We start from the raw sequence: 17432 nt of genomic DNA on the forward strand, positions 1-17432 counted from the left end.
GCCCATTGGATAGCACTGTACCAAGCGGCAGAATTGACCATAGTACCGCTTGGTTCTAGGATAACGGGTGCAATTTTCCATTGATTTGGAGAGGCGGCGATAACGGTAGGCAAAAAGGTATTCATTTCCCAATTTTCTGACCATCCATCATCTCTCCATCCTAATCCTTTGTCCATGAACCACTTCCAGACATTGGGTTGAGTTTCAACGGCATCGGTATTTACGAGTAGTGGGCAAGAGAAGTGGTTTTGGAAGGCATTGACGATAATTTGCCAAGATGCGAGCGTAGGTCGTGGCGGTTCGGGAGAGCATTGATAGTAATGCATTTCGCCCCATCTTCCGACCATACCAACATCAACGCTATCGAGGTTATAGGTTCCATATCTTGTGCCGAGGGCATTGATAAATTTTAGGATATGAGATTGGACGGCAGGGTTATTATAATCGGGCACCCAAGTATTTACACCACCTTGTACGGAGAAGGAGAATCCTGGCAATCCGGCATTTTTATAGGCAGAGGGACCGGCATTTCCATCTTCAAAGGGCATAATACGGAATGCGAATTTTTGTCCTGCGGCCTGTGCGGCGGCATATTCACGATCAATGGGAGCCCAATTATACTTTCCGAGGGATGGTTCTATATCAGACCAATCGAATCTGGAGTAATAAGTATTTGATTTAACTGTTCCACTACGAGTATTAGGATCATTATCGGAGGATTCATAGAAGGTTTGGTATCCGATATTTGGATTAGCAATCATACCAGTGAGTTCAACTGGTTTAATAATTTGATTTCCTACGGGGACATTAGAGGCAGGTATAACGACGAAGGCGATACGTTGTGTGACGCCTGCTCGATGTGCTTTATCTACGACGTGGGTAATATTGACAGCGAACCAAGAATCTACAGCATTTCCTTGCAGGATAGTTACAGGAATAGTTATGCTAGTTTGATTAGGTGCGAAGACAATAGTTTTTTGGACAGGGAGGTAGTTAATATTTGCTTGGGCAGTTCTATCGGCGGTAAAGACGGTGATAGATATTTGTCGATTGACTGGTGTAGAGAGGTTGACGATGAGATTAGCGGTTGTATTTGTGGTAATGAGATAGGGTGCGATGCTTACGGTTACTAATTTTGCTTGTGGGGCTACAACGGTTCTGGCCAGATCAACAAAGGGATGGGGTTGGAGTCCGACGCTGAGTAATTGTCTGTGTTCGAGGGTTTCAAACGTCAGCTTTCTCATGTGATTACTCCTTTTTTGGTGGACTACATTTGTAGTCTACTATACACATGTTTTTATTTTTTTGTCAAGTCTTGTTTATTTAGGGGTTTTGCGTGGAATTGGGTAGTGGGGGAATTAGGGCTTACTTTAAACATATCATAATCGCCATCAGGGAGAAAGATACTTGCGATTTGTTTACAGAAGTCATCGGGGAGAGGGTGCATATAGGGGCTTGAGATAGAGAAACTCCATTCACCATCTCCATAGGTAAGAAAGACAGTGAATATTTTTCCTTTATAGGCATAGGGGCAAGCGAAGCCGTGTTCTTGCCAAGCTTGCCAATAGGGCGGATAGTTTTGGTTAATAAGGGGATTATGGAGTGCGAATTCTCTTAGTTGTTCTGCGAGGATTTTGATTTCATTATCATTTAGGTCTTTGAGGTCTTTTTCTGTGAGGGCTGGCAATTTAAGCACAGTGAGTCCGAAGCTTGGCCAGTATTTAATAATGTTATGGATGGTTAATAATTTATAGGGGACAGCATTATCACCAATTTTTTGATAGAGTTTGATACCGATAGTGGTTTCAGGTTCTTCTGGGATAAGATTAGCACATTTTTCACAGACGGCATAATAATTGTTATGAAAATATGCAGCGAATTGGTTGGTAGCTGGTTGGTGGCAATTGGAGCAGATCATTTCCAGTATTTACCTGCGTGTTGGAGGTAGTATTGTTCGTAGACTTCTTGGTATTCTGCTTCTTTATATTTTATATACCAGGAATTTTTATTGAAAGTGATAGGTGGTGGGAATAATTTAATTCTGGGGATGGTTGCGGTTTTTCCTACTAAATCTTGAGCGACGAGGAGAACGGCTTGGTGCATAGTGAGTGGGACAACTTGATGCAGGTCTTTGAGGTCATCCCAACCATCTTCGTGGAGATAGCAAACGCTTTCATTATTGAATACAAGCCCCACTCGTTCGTGGAGCAGGAATTGTCCAGGTTTTAGGGTAGTGGCATCGACTTTAGTATAATCGATTTCTGGAACGGCGTCATTGGTTATGAGGCATTCTTTAACCAGTAGTAGGACAGCGGTTTGCAAGTCGATGGGGGTTACGTTTTCTTCTTTCCAATTTTCGTAGGAATCGCAGCAGCTTATTTGGTTATGGAGGATAAGTTTACTATTAAAGAAGACAACGAACCCTCCCAAGAGCCGAGCAATAATATCCTCGCACTGAAAGAACTGTCCGAATGTTAGTTCTTTAACTTTTTGCATATTTTTGGGCGAGGAACAGGACAGCTTGTTGGATGGTTACGGGGATGATTGGTTCCGTCATTCTTCCGGCATAATTCCAGCAGCCGCATTCGCTTTGTTGCAAATAGAATACTTTATCCTCGAAAACTCTTCCAACTCGTTCACGTTCCATAAAGTATTGTCCTCTGGGGAGGGTAGTGGCTTTAGATTGGTGTGGTTCGAGGGTTTCGTATTGGTTAATTTGCAAGCATTCTTTCACGAGCAGTAGTACGGCGGTTTGGAAGTCGATGGGAGTAACTTCCACATTTTCCCAGAAGGCAGCCAATTTAAAGTAATCAGTGCATTCTGTTTCTATTTTGATAGTTGATTTATCATTGAAATAGAGAACGAGTGGTTCATTGTCGCTGGGGGTAACGTATCGGGCGACGATATTACCACACTGGAAATACTGACCGTGTTTTAATCCTTTAACTTTCATGCTAGGAATTTTTGGGCGATAGCGAGTGCAGCTTGTTGCATGGTGACGGGGACGCAGATGGGGATATTTTTGGTTTGATCGTAGATGAAGGAATTTGAATCGGAGAGGTAGCAAGCTTTATCATTATAGACGAAGCCTACGGCACCACGTTTATCGACAAAGAATTGTTTAGGTTTGAGGGTAGAGGGGCTGACGGCATCGGTATTTTGTTGTGGGACGGTATCTTGCTCACTTTTGATACAATGGTTAATAAGGAGCAGGATAACGGTTTGGAAATCGACGGGTGTAACATCGATATTGCACCAAGCTTCTTTGAGGTCGAAGGTATTGGGGGCATTGAAGTAGACAGCATGTTTATCGACTACTCTGCCGACAACATCAGCGTGTTGGAAATATTGACCGTGTTTGAGGTCTTGCATGTTCATTTTGCGACTCCTTTAGGAAAAAGCGTAGAAATCAGTAAGTAACGACAACATAATTTGTGGCAATGAGACGATTTGTACTTCGCAGCCTGCCCAAGCTTTAGCATCGGCCCAGAAGATGGAGGAATTGTTTAGATAAACGATTAATCCATCTGGAAAGATACGTCCGCATTTTCCAGTTGGTTGGCGGAAGAATTGTCCGGGTGTTAGGTCTTTGATATAGGCTCGTTTTTGGTTTATTTCATCAACGGGTTGGTTATTATCAGCACATGCTTTAGTGAGGAGGAGGATAATAGTTTGGAAATCAGCTTGTTCAACGGTGATGTCATTCCAATTAGAGGCTTTTTCGGAGAGAGTACCAGTTTCGGGCAAGAAGTAGACAACGGTATTATTAACTTTACGTGCAACGATGGTATGAGGGGAACAGAGAGTGCGTTCCACGAACCATTGTCCATTTGCGAGGTTTTGGGCTTTTATTTGCATGTTTGTTCAATGATATGGAGCAAACCCTGTTGTAGGGAGATAGGTATAACTTTCCAATTTCCGATGCTACATCTTACGCTCACAAATACTGGTTCTGGTCCATCATCGAAATAGACAAGGATTGTATTATTTACGCCTAGAGACAATTTACGGCAAACTTGTCCAACCTCAACATCGATGCAAAAATGTCTATTTGACAATTGGTGTAGTTTAACGGTATTTTCGGGGATAGGCTCAACTGGTTGTGGGTATTTTATACAATTTTGAACAGTTTCGAGGATAGCTTCATCAAAGGTGAGGGGTTCGCACTCATCATTGCTTGCATAGCTCCATGTACGTTCTTGGTGGAAATAGACAATAATGTTCATAGTGGGGAGGTCGATTTTACGTCCTACGCCCACTTCTTGTTTGAAGTATTGTCCATTAGTTAGTTCATTTGTTTTCATTTGCAAGAACGTTTTTCAGCTTCAGATTTCTTGCCACATTATGTTGACCGAGCCAGCAGAACGGATCGACCACTTTTCCCCAGACCCAGCCGGTGATTTTGCTTTCTTTATCACCGCAAACGATGCAAGTGGTTCGATCTTCGGGGTTAGGGCATCCACCTGTCCAAGCACTATCGCAATTTGGGCAGGAATCGACAATATGGAGGAATTTCAGGAATTTGTATAATTTTTGGTTCATGTGAGTGATTGCACGAGCCAGAGGACAGCTTGATGAAATGTGAGGGGGACGACTTGTTCTTCGTGTAATGAACAACTATTATCCATCCATGCATAGCGGCTTTTGGTGAGAAAGATAACTATATCTTCAGGTTTCTCGAATCTACGACCCACGGCATCATCGCTTAGGTCTATGAAAAACTGTCCTGGTTCTAGTTTTTCGCCGTCGATGGTATTGCTTGTATTGATTTCTTCGACAGCTTGGTTATTTTGTGTGCATTGTTCAACAAGCAGAGCGACAGCGGCTTGGAAGGAAATATGTTCAACTGGTCTTTCCCATTCATCGATAGGAATGGATAAGGAATGAGGATTTTTGGTGCTATCGAAGTCGATAAAGTATAGACCATCTCCGCATCTACGGCCATAGACTAGGGTGCCATCATAATCGGTGGATCGGAAGTAATCAGCTTCATCTAAATCATCGGCATTCATTGCGTGAACCACCACCAGCGGACAGTGGGCTCCTCTTCTTGTGTTACTGGGTGTGTTGCAGGTGATTTATATTGACAATTAACAAACAGATAGGTTGTCCATGCTAGGGTTGCAATGACGATGATGGCTATAAATTTTTTCATTATTCTCCCAGGATAAGATCAGCTATTTTATTAGCGGTTTCTTTTTCTTCGGGTGATTCTCTTTCTTGTTGTCCCAATTGTTGCAAGCAATCAATTATTTTATTGATTCTATGGACATCCAACTGTTGGATATAATCAATTAGTTTTTGTCTCATTTTTGCAAGTCCTTTTTGAGGCAATCCATATCGTGGAGGATTTGCACACTAATTTGTTCTTCGCCGCCTGAGAATCTTGTTTTGACTTCAACGGTATGGTATTTGTGTCCATCGAGTCTTACATTTTGGCTTAGGTTTCTTGCGGAGACAGAAACGATATTCTTTTTGGGGGTTGGTTGTTGTGCTTGGCAAATTTGGTAAAGGGTGACAGACAGGATAATTGCGACACCCAAGACGCAGACTAATTGTTTGGGTTTTCTGGTCCAATAATCTACGACATCAATCAAATAATCTACAAAATCTGTGAAGAGTTGCATTATTTTCCTTTGCAGGGGCAATCAGGATCGTGGATGACTGTGATATGGGGTCGGCTTGCTGATTTTTCTCCAACTTGCACCACAAAATAATTATGTCCATTGTGTTTGATATTATCCCATTTGCAATCATCCAAGCGAAGATTTGGACAAGTATCGACAGGTTTGAGGGGATTTTGCTTTGATGGTGGGCAACCAGTGAAGGTAACGACCAGCAAAACCAGTACAACGATAGTGCTGAGATAGTCTTTGAATTTCATTGTACCAATTCCTGGGAGAATTCGAGTGGTTCGGAGGAAAAGCCTCTTGGTTCATTGAGGCAATCGTAGGCGGCTGGTGGTTGTTCCAAGCCGTCTCTGAGTCTTTTTAGGTATCTATCGTAGAGAACGATGTAGATAGCGGCAGAGAGGTTTACACAGTGTTTTGTGGGGATCATGCAGATACGATGGCAATGTTGAAGGTGTTTGCCTTCTAACGATCCATCTTCTGGCCCGAAAACATAGAGGGCATTTTCGGGATGCTCAAAATGGGGGAGGATTTCTGCATTATCTTTGAGTTCGATAGCGACAGGAACGGCATTAGGAAATTGGTCAAAGACATATTCAAATTGTCTTAGTTCAACTTCTTTATAGCCTCGCATCCTTTCTTCCCGTGGGAGGCGATATTTTGAGGTAGGGCTTAGAGAAACCCTATCGCCAGTAAACCAGACTTGTTTTATACCGAAGCAGCTTGCGGCTCTGACGGCAGCCCCCACATTGTAGGGATATTTTGGCCGAATGAGGGCAATAGCTGGTGGTTTGCCTTCGGGGGACTTATTCTTACCATAGATAGCCGATATTGGTTCCATGCTCCCATTATACTCCAGAATGGGAGGATGTAAACTATGGAGAGAAACCGATGGTCATTTTATTAGCATCGGTTGTGGAGAATTCCATATCACTCACCCATTCACATTTTCGTTCACGTCCGCTCCACCAGACGACATGATATTGGACAGATTTTTCGATCCAGACGCCGATAATGATAGCCGGGATTTCATCGCCCAGCATAATTTTTGTTCCGATTGGAAATACTTCTATTTTGTCCATAATCACAAGCGAAGAAAGTCAGGGTAAAAACACCAAGGAAGAAGGTTGGGAGGCAACAATTAAAGAAGCCTATCCAGCAAACGAATGTGCTTATTATTATTGGGATAATTTTAAGCATTATTTTTTGCCAAATTTAGCTTCATTCCAGACTTCGATATAAAACTCTTCCCATGTTGATCTATCTTTGGCAACCAGGAATGGGTCACGTTTTCTTTTGATAACTTCCAATTCATCGATAAAGAAACTAACTTTATCTCCACATGCTTTTTTCAGATCAAGAGCAGTTTGTAGGGCGAATTCAGGGATGGGTTTAGAATATTCATCGAGACTAATTTTTCGCCAGCGAATATCATAAGCATTTACATTTTCTGTGCAATTGACAAAGACAATCAATGCAATAAAGCCAGTGACAGCAGTAATGAGTGCATACCATCCGGCACAAAGTCCGAATAGGGTGCATCCATAGTACCAACAAATTAGTGAAGTGATTGGCCCGCCGATCATCCAAGAGAGAATGGATACTATTCCGAGGGTGAAAAAGAATGTAACGGGGTGTTTAAATCCTTCGGTGATTCTTTTGCGGCGTTTGTATTTTGCCACTGATTTATCGGAGAAGGGTTGAATATCCAATTTTTTGAGGGCTTCGGCAAGAATGTGTGGATTTTCGCCTTTAAGGGTACTCAAAAGTGTGTGGTATCCCAACCGATCACAACATTCTTTGGCGAATGCAATATCATCGGCATTGGGCTCTGGTTTTGCTTCAACAACAGCGGGTTCTCTTACTAGAGTGGGCATGATTTCTCCTATTTAGTTTGTGGTTTAACGGGTGCTTTCCAACCTGTGGTATATTTGTCGATTTCTATTTTTTCCCAATCTTTGCTTCGTTCCAATCCGAGAGCGAAGAGGATTTGGTCAGTATCTTCTCTGTGAAAGGCATTCAATCTACATAGCACGGTTGTAGTGGTTCGGAGAAAGGCATTTCGTTGTGTTTGAGTTCGCCCGAATACTACAACTTCCATTCTTCTCTGTCTCTTTCCCTTGTAGGCAGCTTAAAAGGGGGAGGAGGAGCTTCATTATAGGGTTCGCCAATCATCCAATCAATGAATGCATCAAATTTAATAGCAAATTGGCTACGTGGTCGTGGTTCTGGGAAGGGGGTTTTATCTTTTTTCCATCGTTGCCAATCTTTCTCAAAGTTTTCGGCATCTGCTTTATCGGAGCAGTTGCCGAAACAGGCCAGAGAAACGATAACAAACAAAACGATGATGGCGATGATGATGCTCATTTACTAAATCCTTTAAAGCCACATGCTTTACAGGCATAGTGGATGGGAATGCCGACATAGAAGGCGACAGCGAAGATCATTGAAATAACTCCCACCATGCAACCAATCATAAACATACTAGAATCAGGGGATGGCCCATTAAAGCTAGATGGCAAGTTCCACAACCAGGGGAAAATTTGGTAGACTGTGATGAAGCCATTTCCGAAATTAACGGCTGGAATTGGGGAGCATGGCGTATCATTTGTATCGACTTCTGCGGTAGGCAAGGCAAAGAAGATACGAATTGGTCTGTTCAAACTGATGCTAGCAAAAGCAAGCATTAGAACGGTGAGCATAAAGTATTGTGACCAATGCTTTTTCATATCAATTCCTTTTCCGTATCGGAATAAAGTGTAACTTCCCCTTTTAGATCAGCGATGCCGGTCGTACCTCTGCCGCATTGATGCCAAGTGGTCATGTCAGAAAGCTTACTCTCATCTACGTCAATCTTTTTTGCGAAATCCTTGTCGCACAATCGGCAATGATAATGCACATACTTGGCGACTCGTTTAGCGATTTCAATTTTTTCTCGTTTGAAGAATCCCATTATTTTTTGAATTGAATGTGTTTCAATTCTTCCTTGGAGAGTTTGGTTCTGATTTGGTCTTGGATTTCTTTTCGTTTAGCGGCACTTTCGGCTTTGGTGAGTTTCTTTTTTGCCTTGGCTTCTTTGGCTTTTTTTTCTGCCTTTTCTATTTCTTCCACGACCACATCCCGATAGTTTTCCATCCACAGGTATTCGGTGGGGAAGCCTTCATTGAATGGGCAATCATCGACATACGATCTATCGCCTGTAATTTCAATGAATTCTTTATCTGTTTCTGGATCGAATTCGCCGCCGCTTGAGCCATTGCCGTGACCGTAGGACATATCATTACGAAATGCCCACCAATCAAGTTCTATGCCAGCGGCCTCACAAATAAAACGCCAGATTTCATTGGCCTTATCAGTAATCAGGGCAACGATTCTATCATATTCTTTTTTTGTGATTTTATCACTGGAAAGAGATTCAACAAGTTCTTTAGTGATTTTGGCTTTCATTTTGTTTCTTCTGTGATTGCGGCTTCTGCGTCATCGACAATGATAATGGGCGGGCAATTTTCTTCATAGAACATATTGCAAAACTCCCAAATACCAACAAATATATTTTTGACATATCGGAAGAAAGCAGTTACAAAATCTCCGACAGCCACGAAGGGTGGGCAAGTTTTTTCCCAAAGCAAGTTGAGTGGCACAAACTTATAGATCAGCCAACCGACACCACCAACTGTGGCTAGACCGATGGCAACACGGAGCAGGAAGGTGCCCAATCCAGTGAGGCAGCCCAACCAATCGAGAGAAAGAAGTCCGGTGACTACCCAAACAACGCCATTGCCCATCCATTTGCAAGCAGGCCAACCGAATAGATAGGTAATATAAATAACGGCAGCGAACAGGGCGAAGTAAAAAGTATTGAGAATGCCCTTGATGAATATGCGGGAGAAGTTGACCCAGAAAACGATAGTCTTCCGCATTTTTTCTTTGCGTGCTTTTTGAGATTCCAGGGCGATTTTAACCTTGGGGGCGAATTGTTCCCAAATTTTCTTTACTTCTTCTTCTGTGGAAAAACAGATACGATCATCGTCATTGCCGCCGTAATAGCTGTGGCATCGGCTGGTGATGTAATGATAAAAATGACTAAAATCTGTCAAGAAGGCGTCGTTTTCCCTGCCGAATCTGACAAGCAAAGTGGGGATAGAGCGAAGTTCTTTTTGGTGCAATCTTTCTCTATATTTTTCCATTGCCACATCCTCGGGCATGGAGGTTTTTTCTTTCTTGGGCCTTAGTTTTCTATAGAGATTGATTGTTTTCTGGATACCGGCTTTTATGTGTAGGCAAACATGATAGCCGATAACTGCGATTGCCCACACCACTTTGACGAACAGGATAATTGGGGCAAAGAGGATGATTAGGTTAGTTAGGTGAAACAGGGGGCAATAATGGGTATAGAGGTAGTTGGGCAATGGGCTGTGGAGTCTGCCCGCACCATCCTTCCAGATCATCTTCATATCAGTGGCGAAAGCCCAATGGAGCAGTCGATACCTCCAATGGTTGAGGGACATTTTGCGTTCGCCGTGAATGGCTTCAATTATACTTTCGAGCATTTCAAACTCCTTTTTGTCTGATTATGAGGAAGTCAAGAGAAATAGTCAATAGCAGATTTCTGGCTGTTTTACTATGTGTCGTAAGCCAATATGGGTCAAACACATAATGATATTAAACCAAATGCAGTGAACAGAATAAGGACCAGGAATTCCAAGTATTGTGAAAACTGTTGCCAACACGACTGTTGATCCATGATAGCCCAGAGCGGAGGCCAGTGGAGTGTAGCCTTTGCCTATTTTATACAAAATAAAGCATAGCAACAATCCAAAGAGGCTAGAGGCAAGCCAAAGATAGTGGTGACTAATCATGGTGGGTCATAACCTCCGTGTCCAGGGCGGCATCGACAGATACGACAGACGCCTTTCCAACTTCCTTTGATTGCTCCGTATTTTTGAATCGCTTGAATTGTGTAATGGCTACAAGTGGGTGTGAATCGGCAATGTCTACCAATAATGTAATGCAGGGTCATCTGATACAATTGAATTAATTTAATTAGGCAATACGACATCTGCGAATTTCCCTTGCCATCATTAAAATTTCATATTCTGATGGGTCATCACGCCTTGTTGTGTCTGGTTTTTCTTGAAAGCCCGATGGTCTTAGGACTACGCCTTGTTTGAGCAAGGTGGATCGTATTTGTCCTTTGGAACAACCGAGTTGGGTTGCTATCTCTTGCAGGGTTTTGCCTGCTTCGTAATCTTGTTTAGCCAATAATTTTTCATCATCGGTTAGCAAGTTCCACTTAGCCACTCTGTGATCCCCCATCGTGTTTCCTTACGACAAAAGAGAGCCATATTCCTAAGAAAATCATAATTATGCCAGCAGCGGCAGCGAATTGATCCAAGGTTGTCACTGGTGGCATATACATTCTAATTACGGGGAGAATGCCTGCAAGGACGGCGACCAAACCCTTGCGTGATTTGGGGGCTATGAATATGGCAAGCAGTCCAAGAACTTGAAGAATACTTATCAGAATTTTGATGTGTTCAAGTTGGCTCATTTTCTTCTTTCAAAGATTCGAGGTTCTATGGACTCCTCAATTTCTGACAATTCTTTTTTTGCATTTCTCACAATAACTGCATGATTCCCAGCACAACAAGGGCGGTCCCAAAGATGGCATTAGAGATTTTGAAAAATTTATGGGTATTCCCATAGATTTCTATGAATGAAACCACACCCAGCAACACAATCCAACACCCAGTTGCGATTGGGTTTGCCTCAGCAAAAGCTAATATGGCAAGAACAATCACTCCAACGAATTGTCCAAGCACGCAAGCGACCAGAACATTTTGTTTTGAATTCATGGTTGATTCATTTCGGCAAGGGCTTTTTTTTCCTCAGTATCCAATTCCTTGAGGGCGGTTTGCAAAGTGGTGCCACAAGAGCCCACAAATTGCTGTCCGTTTTTCCACCATGCGAATCGGGTTAGTCCTTCACGCACCCCGGCATAGAATTGTTTGAGACAGTATTCCCGCCATTCTTTTTCGGATTTTACAGGTTGGCCACGCATTTCCCAATCTGCTCGGATTTCTGCTTCAGTTTTCATTACATGCCTTTGGCATAATCATATTTGTTTTCAGTGTGCCCGCATTTAGGGCAAACATGCTCTAATGGTTCGGGAGTCCTGGTTGCCCTGCCCAAGTCGTAAGCTTCTCTCATCAATTGGGCTACTTCCTCAATTGAATAAGGACGATCAAGGTCAGGGATGATGGGAAGCTCACCCTGAAGTGTTGGTGATTTTTTCATTTCATAACTCCAATGTACAGGAAAACTATGCCAGGAAAACTATGCCAGCACCTTTGTCAATTCTTCCTGATAAAATCGGGCAGACCTTCCTCTTCCGATGAAAGGGCTGTGAATATCGAAAGCCCCGGCAATGAGTTGCAAGAGGGCTAAGCCGTGAACACCTTGGAGTGCTTCGATGGGATAGCCTTCGGGAGTGGAGATTGTTGATTTAGGACTAGAATGATCGGATTCGTGAATTTCAAAGACTTCGGCCACAATTTTGGGTGATAATCCCAAGTCTAAAAATGCTCTGGGGTCGAAGATTCCATATCCATCGTCGCAATGCTTGACAACGGCAAGAAGGATTTCTTTGGGGGTTTCACGAATAAGCTGAGCGATGATTTTATATTCGTCTGACATCGAATTCTCCTCTTGAGATTTCCAGGCAGTAAAGTGCATATTTATTTGTGTAGTCGATATGACCACTTGCACAGTTTTCTACCCGGAGGATTTCTTTCATCGTGACAGGGGGCAAACCATTTAATACTCTTTCTTTATTGGTCAGATCGAACATAGTTTGTCGTTCAAAGACAATCCACTCGGGAACTTGGTCATTGCTCATTGGGTCATCGACCCATCCTTTTTTCTTTTCTCTTTGTTCCTGGGCCTTGATAAGGGTTTTGCGGAACAATTCAACGCCTTGTGTCCATTCTCTCATTATTTTTCCTCAGTGTGGAAAAAGTCGATTCATTGCCCACAGCACCGCAACTAATACGCCCATAAATATGAGAACACACACAAAAGCCATTGGTGCGGCAAAAAATCCTGCCAACACTAAAGAGCAAATTGCGAAACAAGCCATAATCAGGATGACCCAAGCCAACATATCAAAAATTTTATTTTTAATCATTAGCACGATCCAAATCGATGGGACATAAAGCATTCTTCCGATTTGCTGTGGAAGAAGCCCAATTCATCAAGTGTTTTCTTATCCTCTTCTGACACCAATTCGGGGTCGATGCTGATATAGAGAACATCGTGTTCACAATGAGTTGGATATTTTGGGTTGCCGTATTTGAGGAAGATTTGTAGGGCTGCGATTAGTTTATCCATTATTTTTCTCCACACTCCGCACGAAATTCTTTTGCAACTTTCGTGACAATTTGTGATAATACTTTTTCTTGAGTTTTTGTCAACTTGTGTTTGCGACAAGCAAACATAAGGGGAGCCCAAAATCCCAAGTTACCATCCCGCAATTCCTGGTAGAGGTATTTGAGTTGGACTGCTTCGCCATCGCAATCCGTTCGTAGGGTCAAGCTTCCTGCGGATTTTGAAATATCGCCTTTTCGCCCTCTTGCAGTTACATTGATTCTCATAACAAATTTCCTTAACAATCCATGTAAAACCATGAATCTCGGGTTTCTAATTCGCCTTGTTTCATTAGCCAAAGAACTATGTCTTGAAAGTGCAACACAATTACATCGTGCCCATTATGCTCATGGTGGGTAGCAGCTTGGCTCAGATAGGACGTATCTAAAGACACTTCATCAATCCAATCTTCGGGATAATCCACCAGGACGATGTAATTCTCATCTCCCTGCATTCCAGATTCGCTATGCTGAACCTCAAAGGCTTGTCCCTTAGACCAATCGACCCCAGCATCTATGTGTTGCCATTCAGTAACTTCGCAGAATCGATCAATCACATCTTGGATTTGAACAAAAGGCATCAATTTTGCAGGAATCATAGTAGTCCCTCTTGTTTCAACAATTCTTTAGCATCGGCAATTGCTTTTTCTTTTGCTTTTGCTTTTCTTTCTTCTGCTTCTTTTTCTTCTCTTGCCTTTTTGCGTATCTCGGCTTCGGCATCATAGGCCAACCGATTCTTGATTCCTTCTGCCCACTTCTCTTTATCACCGAGAAGTGTTTCTATATCAATTCTGATAGAGCCGTAATCGGTGCTACCACCCCAGTATTCGGTCCAATGAACAATTACGTCATTGTCCTGATACTCGATTGGATAATCATCATCAAAATCTTTTCCCGACAATTTTTTGTCGAGCGATTTTTCCAATGCGGCGTATTCGTAAGCCAATGCCTCGATTTCTTTGTGGGCAGCGAAAAATGTTTTGTATTGGTTGAAATTCATTATTTTTCTCCGCACAATTTCTTCAAGCGGGCCAGTTCTTTCAGGTCTTGCTTTTTGTGTGCTTCTGCCTTTTTCTTTTCCTCTTGTTTGATCCAAGCATCGAATGCTTTTTGATTGAAGTTTATTTCCCGTTCTTTGGGAACCACAATATCAAAGGTCTGCTCGAAGATGGGGTTGTCATTGCAATCGTGGTGGCATCGTGGGGTGTCTTCATCGCAATCGAATGTAATGGAGCATTCATAAACCAATGTGAATTCAGGACCAGCCAAATGAGCCCTGTGCAGGGAAATTCCATAGCAAGAGTTGTAGCAATGCACACGCTCCCCAGCCTTAGGCCAGTCGATCAAAGCACAGTTGCGGAAGTTTTTCCCTTTAGTTCTTCCGAAACTAAATAGATATTCTTGCACAGCCCGCCAGAGCTTACTTACTGAATAGTAATAGTTTTTTACTGTTTCATTGGCTTCTCGCATCACTGTCATGTGTGCGATGATATTGTCACCAAGCAACTTATCACTATCAAACAATCCTGTTTTTGGCATGATTCAACCCTTTCAACCCTTTCAACACTACACTCCAATGTACAGGAAAACTCAGTCTTGTAGACGAACTTCCAGAGGTTCGGACACATCTACTGGAATAGCCCAAGGGATAGCGACACTAATTTCGCCAGACATGATTTTGCACAAGGTGTGGAGCGAAGTAGCAATACTGAGCAACAAAGCACTGTTGCAAGCATCCTTGTCTTTCGCTAGGCGTGCGTCTTCGATGAAAATTTGTGCCAGTTCCATCTCCTCTTCAAGGGTGGTTGTTTTTTTTGCAGGGTGTTTTTTAACTTTCTTTTTTGGCATGATGTTTTCCCTTACAGAATGCGGGCACCTTTGTATTGCCAAGAGTAGAACAAGCCACCGTTTGGCATGAAGATTAGTTGTCGAATATCATTGGGGTCTTCGGATTCGGTGAGGCAGTTATTGACGCAAATGTTTTGTCCTTGGCAATCATATACTGTAGCTCCATGTCCTAATTTTAGCAAGGGAGTGGCACCCTTCAGCGTGAGGTAGTCTTGACACATTTTGTCAATGCCTTCAATGCTATGGGTTTTAACCCATTCAGCTACGGCATTATCGCAACCATCGGGCATGTTGACGGGCCGGGCGGTCAATTGCTCAACATCGTTATTTCGCCCCAAGTCGATAAACTTCCCAAAGTTATGGAGAGCGGTCGCATCACTGGCCGGGCCAATAATTCCATCCGACAAAAGGGTGGTCATTGTCAGGTTCATACGCACTGACAGACCGATTTCGTGTAAATCGTTGGCAATTTTCCACGGATTGTATTGTGGTCCATTAGGACGCATGGCCTGCGAATTTGGAGCGACATAGGGATGCAGAATGGAAATAGAAACCAATGTCAACCCATCCTCATACCATTGCTTTGCCATTTTCAAACCAAGATCATCTTCAAAGATAATGCCATTGGTTTGCAATTCGATGAAGCAAAAATGTTTTCGGGCTTCCTTGATATATTGCCCGAGAAGCGATTGGGCAAGGGTGGGCTCACCTTTGCCAGTGATGAGTGCGGTGGTTGCCCCGCTTTCCTTGGCAAATTGGCAGGCAATGCCGAAGTTACGCCAATTAACTTCTTTGACATCTTCGGCGGGCGGCGTCATTTTGCTGACACAGCACGGGCAGCTTGCGTTGCAGCGAGCATTGCCACAAACGATGGTAAATGTGCCGATCTTCATTTCAATTTTTCCCTATCATGACACATATGGTACAAATGGCTCCGATCCCCGCACAAACAACACAAGTAAAGAACATGACCATAATTGCTATATCGCCATATCGTTTGGACAACCCACAAAACGGCATACCAACGACACACAATAGAGCCAGAATGAAAAAAATAGCTGGAAGCATTTGGTGTTCCTTTCATCTTCCCAATGTACAGGAAAACTACTTTCGATAGAGATAATCGATTCTGGGGCAATCGTAGCCGGTAGCCTGATTGAAGTAGAAAACGGTTCGTACTGCTACAACATCCACCCCAAAGTATTCTTTGGCGAAGGCAATCAATTCATCATCGGTAGAATTAAATCCATTCGACAAGTGTTTCCAGGCTTCTTCTGCCTTAGCTCTGTCCCAGTCAAGCATACGATCCAGATAGGCACTACCGACTTCCAGACCAGCGGGAACAGCGACTTCTTTTGGCTTCTTTGGTTCTTCTTGGCAGAAAAAACAACATGATCTGTCGTATTTGTCATATTTGCTTACATCAGCTTCTTGTCCTGGCCACAAAGCCGTGGCTCGCATTAGTGAGCCTTGGCAATCGGGATTGCTGTAGTGCCGATAGTGAGACCGTGGTTTGACTGGGGTAATTGTCATGATTTTATCCTGTTGATTTGCAAGCATTGTCATATGCTTCTGAATATTTATCAATTTTATCACGGCGAGTCCATTCATCCCAGCACATATCAACGTGCCAATGATAATCAGACCTGGGGTTATTGGAGGCAAAAGCGGACAACCAAATTTTGTGTTCTGTTTCTGTTAGCAATTCTGCGTCTGTCATCCACCAAATTCTTAGGGCGTAGGCGAGCCGGGGCTTACCTTGGTTGTCATTGCCACGATAAATATCTTTTGGCATTTTATTCCAAAGGCAGTCGCAAGGGCAACTTATCGCCTACTCCTATATTGCAGTTTCCGCAATTCCAATGAACGATGTGTTTGTGAGGATCAAAAGCAAATTCTTTGTATCTTCCTGCCAGTTGTAGACGCAAATTACTGATTGCCACCCATGCTTGCAGATATAGGGCAAACTTTTCCCAGCGTACAATTTTGCCCACAGCAAAGGATGCAAATCGGAAAGCGGCATCCTCTGGGTAGTGTGGTTTGTCTTTGCATTCATTATAAATAACTTTCAGATTACCGCCCTTGGTAATATGAAACTTTATCATCGGGAATCCATCGACTCGAAAATGCAGTTGGTTGCCATACATGATTGAGCATGTGGCGACAAGCCAAGTTTTTTTGCCGATATTATTGAGGATTTCAAGATTTAGTTCACTCATTATTCCTCCACCACTTGGATGATAACTTTCTTGCCCAAAAGTTCTTTGGGAACCTCAACAGCACAGTAGGGCCATCGCCCATTATGTAGTTCTCGCACCAAACCTGTTCCACTCCACTGATATGGTCTAGCCTTTGCTAAAAGGTCTTTTTCGTGATAGAAGACGCTGAAGTGCCCACTGATCGTTTGGGCATATTTGGCAAAATCTTCCTTGGTGAGCTTGCCATCATAAGCCACCAACTTGCCAGGATGAGCAAAATCAAAATTGCTTATTTCTGTGTTTTCAGGATCGCTGTAATCCGTGAAATAGAT

The 17432-nt window shown here is 43.0% G+C and carries 39 protein-coding genes; all 39 read right to left on the reverse strand.

Going from position 1 to position 17432, the window contains the following annotated elements:
* Nucleotides 1-1244: hypothetical protein (locus tag M0R80_25640; protein ID MCK9463020.1), on the reverse strand; the 1244-nt coding region annotated here is incomplete at its 3' end.
* Between the two features lie 53 nt (nucleotides 1245-1297).
* Nucleotides 1298-1918, reverse strand: coding sequence for a hypothetical protein (locus M0R80_25645; protein ID MCK9463021.1), 621 nt, complete (start codon nucleotides 1916-1918; stop codon nucleotides 1298-1300).
* The gene (locus M0R80_25650; protein MCK9463022.1) at nucleotides 1915-2496 is read right to left on the reverse strand and encodes a hypothetical protein; all 582 of its coding nucleotides are present in this window, start codon (nucleotides 2494-2496) and stop codon (nucleotides 1915-1917) included. The genes M0R80_25645 and M0R80_25650 overlap by 4 nt, the downstream gene beginning before the upstream one ends.
* Entirely contained in the window at nucleotides 2483-2953 is a 471-nt protein-coding gene (locus tag M0R80_25655) for a hypothetical protein (protein MCK9463023.1), read from the reverse strand. The genes M0R80_25650 and M0R80_25655 overlap by 14 nt, the downstream gene beginning before the upstream one ends.
* On the reverse strand, nucleotides 2950-3378 hold the full coding sequence (locus tag M0R80_25660; protein ID MCK9463024.1) for a hypothetical protein: 429 nt from the start codon (nucleotides 3376-3378) through the stop codon (nucleotides 2950-2952). Before M0R80_25660 ends, M0R80_25655 begins: the two co-directional genes overlap by 4 nt.
* Before the next feature lie 12 nt (nucleotides 3379-3390).
* The gene (locus M0R80_25665) at nucleotides 3391-3858 is read right to left on the reverse strand and encodes a hypothetical protein (protein ID MCK9463025.1); all 468 of its coding nucleotides are present in this window, start codon (nucleotides 3856-3858) and stop codon (nucleotides 3391-3393) included.
* A complete protein-coding gene (locus tag M0R80_25670; protein MCK9463026.1) occupies nucleotides 3849-4304 on the reverse strand; it encodes a hypothetical protein in 456 nt (151 codons plus the stop codon). Before M0R80_25670 ends, M0R80_25665 begins: the two co-directional genes overlap by 10 nt.
* Nucleotides 4291-4542, reverse strand: a complete 252-nt coding sequence (locus M0R80_25675) for a hypothetical protein (protein ID MCK9463027.1) — start codon at nucleotides 4540-4542, stop codon at nucleotides 4291-4293. Before M0R80_25675 ends, M0R80_25670 begins: the two co-directional genes overlap by 14 nt.
* Nucleotides 4539-5012 (reverse strand): hypothetical protein, encoded by a 474-nt coding sequence (locus tag M0R80_25680; protein MCK9463028.1) that lies wholly within the window; start codon nucleotides 5010-5012, stop codon nucleotides 4539-4541. The genes M0R80_25675 and M0R80_25680 overlap by 4 nt, the downstream gene beginning before the upstream one ends.
* Entirely contained in the window at nucleotides 5009-5155 is a 147-nt protein-coding gene (locus M0R80_25685) for a hypothetical protein (GenBank protein ID MCK9463029.1), read from the reverse strand. Before M0R80_25685 ends, M0R80_25680 begins: the two co-directional genes overlap by 4 nt.
* Nucleotides 5155-5310 carry a hypothetical protein gene (locus tag M0R80_25690; protein ID MCK9463030.1) on the reverse strand — a complete coding sequence of 52 codons (156 nt, stop codon included), beginning with the start codon at nucleotides 5308-5310 and terminating at the stop codon, nucleotides 5155-5157. The genes M0R80_25685 and M0R80_25690 overlap by 1 nt, the downstream gene beginning before the upstream one ends.
* Entirely contained in the window at nucleotides 5307-5627 is a 321-nt protein-coding gene (locus M0R80_25695) for a hypothetical protein (GenBank protein MCK9463031.1), read from the reverse strand. The genes M0R80_25690 and M0R80_25695 overlap by 4 nt, the downstream gene beginning before the upstream one ends.
* The gene (locus tag M0R80_25700) at nucleotides 5627-5884 is read right to left on the reverse strand and encodes a hypothetical protein (protein MCK9463032.1); all 258 of its coding nucleotides are present in this window, start codon (nucleotides 5882-5884) and stop codon (nucleotides 5627-5629) included. The genes M0R80_25695 and M0R80_25700 overlap by 1 nt, the downstream gene beginning before the upstream one ends.
* A complete protein-coding gene (locus tag M0R80_25705; GenBank protein ID MCK9463033.1) occupies nucleotides 5881-6471 on the reverse strand; it encodes a TrmH family RNA methyltransferase in 591 nt (196 codons plus the stop codon). Before M0R80_25705 ends, M0R80_25700 begins: the two co-directional genes overlap by 4 nt.
* Nucleotides 6472-6505: 34 nt before the next feature.
* Nucleotides 6506-6712: a hypothetical protein gene (locus tag M0R80_25710; protein ID MCK9463034.1), complete on the reverse strand. Its 207-nt coding sequence runs from the start codon at nucleotides 6710-6712 to the stop codon at nucleotides 6506-6508.
* Nucleotides 6713-6829: 117 nt separating this feature from the next.
* Nucleotides 6830-7507: a hypothetical protein gene (locus M0R80_25715; GenBank protein MCK9463035.1), complete on the reverse strand. Its 678-nt coding sequence runs from the start codon at nucleotides 7505-7507 to the stop codon at nucleotides 6830-6832.
* Between the two features lie 211 nt (nucleotides 7508-7718).
* A complete protein-coding gene (locus M0R80_25720) occupies nucleotides 7719-7997 on the reverse strand; it encodes a hypothetical protein (GenBank protein ID MCK9463036.1) in 279 nt (92 codons plus the stop codon).
* Nucleotides 7994-8359 carry a hypothetical protein gene (locus M0R80_25725; GenBank protein ID MCK9463037.1) on the reverse strand — a complete coding sequence of 122 codons (366 nt, stop codon included), beginning with the start codon at nucleotides 8357-8359 and terminating at the stop codon, nucleotides 7994-7996. The genes M0R80_25720 and M0R80_25725 overlap by 4 nt, the downstream gene beginning before the upstream one ends.
* On the reverse strand, nucleotides 8356-8583 hold the full coding sequence (locus tag M0R80_25730; protein ID MCK9463038.1) for a hypothetical protein: 228 nt from the start codon (nucleotides 8581-8583) through the stop codon (nucleotides 8356-8358). The genes M0R80_25725 and M0R80_25730 overlap by 4 nt, the downstream gene beginning before the upstream one ends.
* Complete coding sequence (locus M0R80_25735) at nucleotides 8583-9077, reverse strand: hypothetical protein (GenBank protein MCK9463039.1); 495 nt, start codon at nucleotides 9075-9077, stop codon at nucleotides 8583-8585. Before M0R80_25735 ends, M0R80_25730 begins: the two co-directional genes overlap by 1 nt.
* The gene (locus tag M0R80_25740; GenBank protein MCK9463040.1) at nucleotides 9074-10180 is read right to left on the reverse strand and encodes a hypothetical protein; all 1107 of its coding nucleotides are present in this window, start codon (nucleotides 10178-10180) and stop codon (nucleotides 9074-9076) included. The genes M0R80_25735 and M0R80_25740 overlap by 4 nt, the downstream gene beginning before the upstream one ends.
* A 305-nt stretch (nucleotides 10181-10485) precedes the next feature.
* Nucleotides 10486-10689: a membrane protein insertion efficiency factor YidD gene (gene yidD / locus M0R80_25745; GenBank protein MCK9463041.1), complete on the reverse strand. Its 204-nt coding sequence runs from the start codon at nucleotides 10687-10689 to the stop codon at nucleotides 10486-10488.
* A complete protein-coding gene (locus M0R80_25750; protein MCK9463042.1) occupies nucleotides 10674-10931 on the reverse strand; it encodes a hypothetical protein in 258 nt (85 codons plus the stop codon). Before M0R80_25750 ends, yidD begins: the two co-directional genes overlap by 16 nt.
* Before the next feature lie 317 nt (nucleotides 10932-11248).
* Nucleotides 11249-11485, reverse strand: a complete 237-nt coding sequence (locus tag M0R80_25755; protein MCK9463043.1) for a hypothetical protein — start codon at nucleotides 11483-11485, stop codon at nucleotides 11249-11251.
* Nucleotides 11482-11727: a hypothetical protein gene (locus M0R80_25760; protein MCK9463044.1), complete on the reverse strand. Its 246-nt coding sequence runs from the start codon at nucleotides 11725-11727 to the stop codon at nucleotides 11482-11484. Before M0R80_25760 ends, M0R80_25755 begins: the two co-directional genes overlap by 4 nt.
* Nucleotides 11727-11927, reverse strand: a complete 201-nt coding sequence (locus M0R80_25765) for a hypothetical protein (GenBank protein ID MCK9463045.1) — start codon at nucleotides 11925-11927, stop codon at nucleotides 11727-11729. The genes M0R80_25760 and M0R80_25765 overlap by 1 nt, the downstream gene beginning before the upstream one ends.
* A 39-nt stretch (nucleotides 11928-11966) precedes the next feature.
* Nucleotides 11967-12326, reverse strand: coding sequence for a hypothetical protein (locus tag M0R80_25770; GenBank protein MCK9463046.1), 360 nt, complete (start codon nucleotides 12324-12326; stop codon nucleotides 11967-11969).
* Entirely contained in the window at nucleotides 12310-12624 is a 315-nt protein-coding gene (locus M0R80_25775; GenBank protein MCK9463047.1) for a hypothetical protein, read from the reverse strand. The genes M0R80_25770 and M0R80_25775 overlap by 17 nt, the downstream gene beginning before the upstream one ends.
* Nucleotides 12625-12633: 9 nt before the next feature.
* Nucleotides 12634-12816 carry a hypothetical protein gene (locus tag M0R80_25780; protein MCK9463048.1) on the reverse strand — a complete coding sequence of 61 codons (183 nt, stop codon included), beginning with the start codon at nucleotides 12814-12816 and terminating at the stop codon, nucleotides 12634-12636.
* Nucleotides 12816-13019, reverse strand: a complete 204-nt coding sequence (locus M0R80_25785) for a hypothetical protein (protein ID MCK9463049.1) — start codon at nucleotides 13017-13019, stop codon at nucleotides 12816-12818. Before M0R80_25785 ends, M0R80_25780 begins: the two co-directional genes overlap by 1 nt.
* Complete coding sequence (locus M0R80_25790; protein MCK9463050.1) at nucleotides 13019-13282, reverse strand: hypothetical protein; 264 nt, start codon at nucleotides 13280-13282, stop codon at nucleotides 13019-13021. Before M0R80_25790 ends, M0R80_25785 begins: the two co-directional genes overlap by 1 nt.
* 11 nt (nucleotides 13283-13293) lie before the next feature.
* A complete protein-coding gene (locus M0R80_25795) occupies nucleotides 13294-13653 on the reverse strand; it encodes a hypothetical protein (GenBank protein ID MCK9463051.1) in 360 nt (119 codons plus the stop codon).
* The gene (locus M0R80_25800) at nucleotides 13650-14054 is read right to left on the reverse strand and encodes a hypothetical protein (protein ID MCK9463052.1); all 405 of its coding nucleotides are present in this window, start codon (nucleotides 14052-14054) and stop codon (nucleotides 13650-13652) included. The genes M0R80_25795 and M0R80_25800 overlap by 4 nt, the downstream gene beginning before the upstream one ends.
* A complete protein-coding gene (locus tag M0R80_25805; protein MCK9463053.1) occupies nucleotides 14054-14593 on the reverse strand; it encodes a hypothetical protein in 540 nt (179 codons plus the stop codon). Before M0R80_25805 ends, M0R80_25800 begins: the two co-directional genes overlap by 1 nt.
* A 51-nt stretch (nucleotides 14594-14644) precedes the next feature.
* Nucleotides 14645-14902 (reverse strand): hypothetical protein, encoded by a 258-nt coding sequence (locus M0R80_25810; protein ID MCK9463054.1) that lies wholly within the window; start codon nucleotides 14900-14902, stop codon nucleotides 14645-14647.
* An 11-nt stretch (nucleotides 14903-14913) separates the two neighbouring features.
* Nucleotides 14914-15795 (reverse strand): hypothetical protein, encoded by an 882-nt coding sequence (locus M0R80_25815; GenBank protein MCK9463055.1) that lies wholly within the window; start codon nucleotides 15793-15795, stop codon nucleotides 14914-14916.
* A gap of 211 nt (nucleotides 15796-16006) precedes the next feature.
* Entirely contained in the window at nucleotides 16007-16513 is a 507-nt protein-coding gene (locus M0R80_25820) for a hypothetical protein (GenBank protein ID MCK9463056.1), read from the reverse strand.
* Nucleotides 16514-16698: 185 nt separating this feature from the next.
* Nucleotides 16699-17121 (reverse strand): hypothetical protein, encoded by a 423-nt coding sequence (locus M0R80_25825; protein MCK9463057.1) that lies wholly within the window; start codon nucleotides 17119-17121, stop codon nucleotides 16699-16701.
* On the reverse strand, nucleotides 17121-17432 hold a 312-nt coding region (locus M0R80_25830; protein MCK9463058.1), incomplete at its 5' end, for a hypothetical protein. The genes M0R80_25825 and M0R80_25830, both read right to left, overlap by 1 nt.

Source organism: Pseudomonadota bacterium, from assembly GCA_023229365.1.
GTDB lineage: Bacteria > Myxococcota_A > Polyangia > JAAYKL01 > JAAYKL01 > JALNZK01.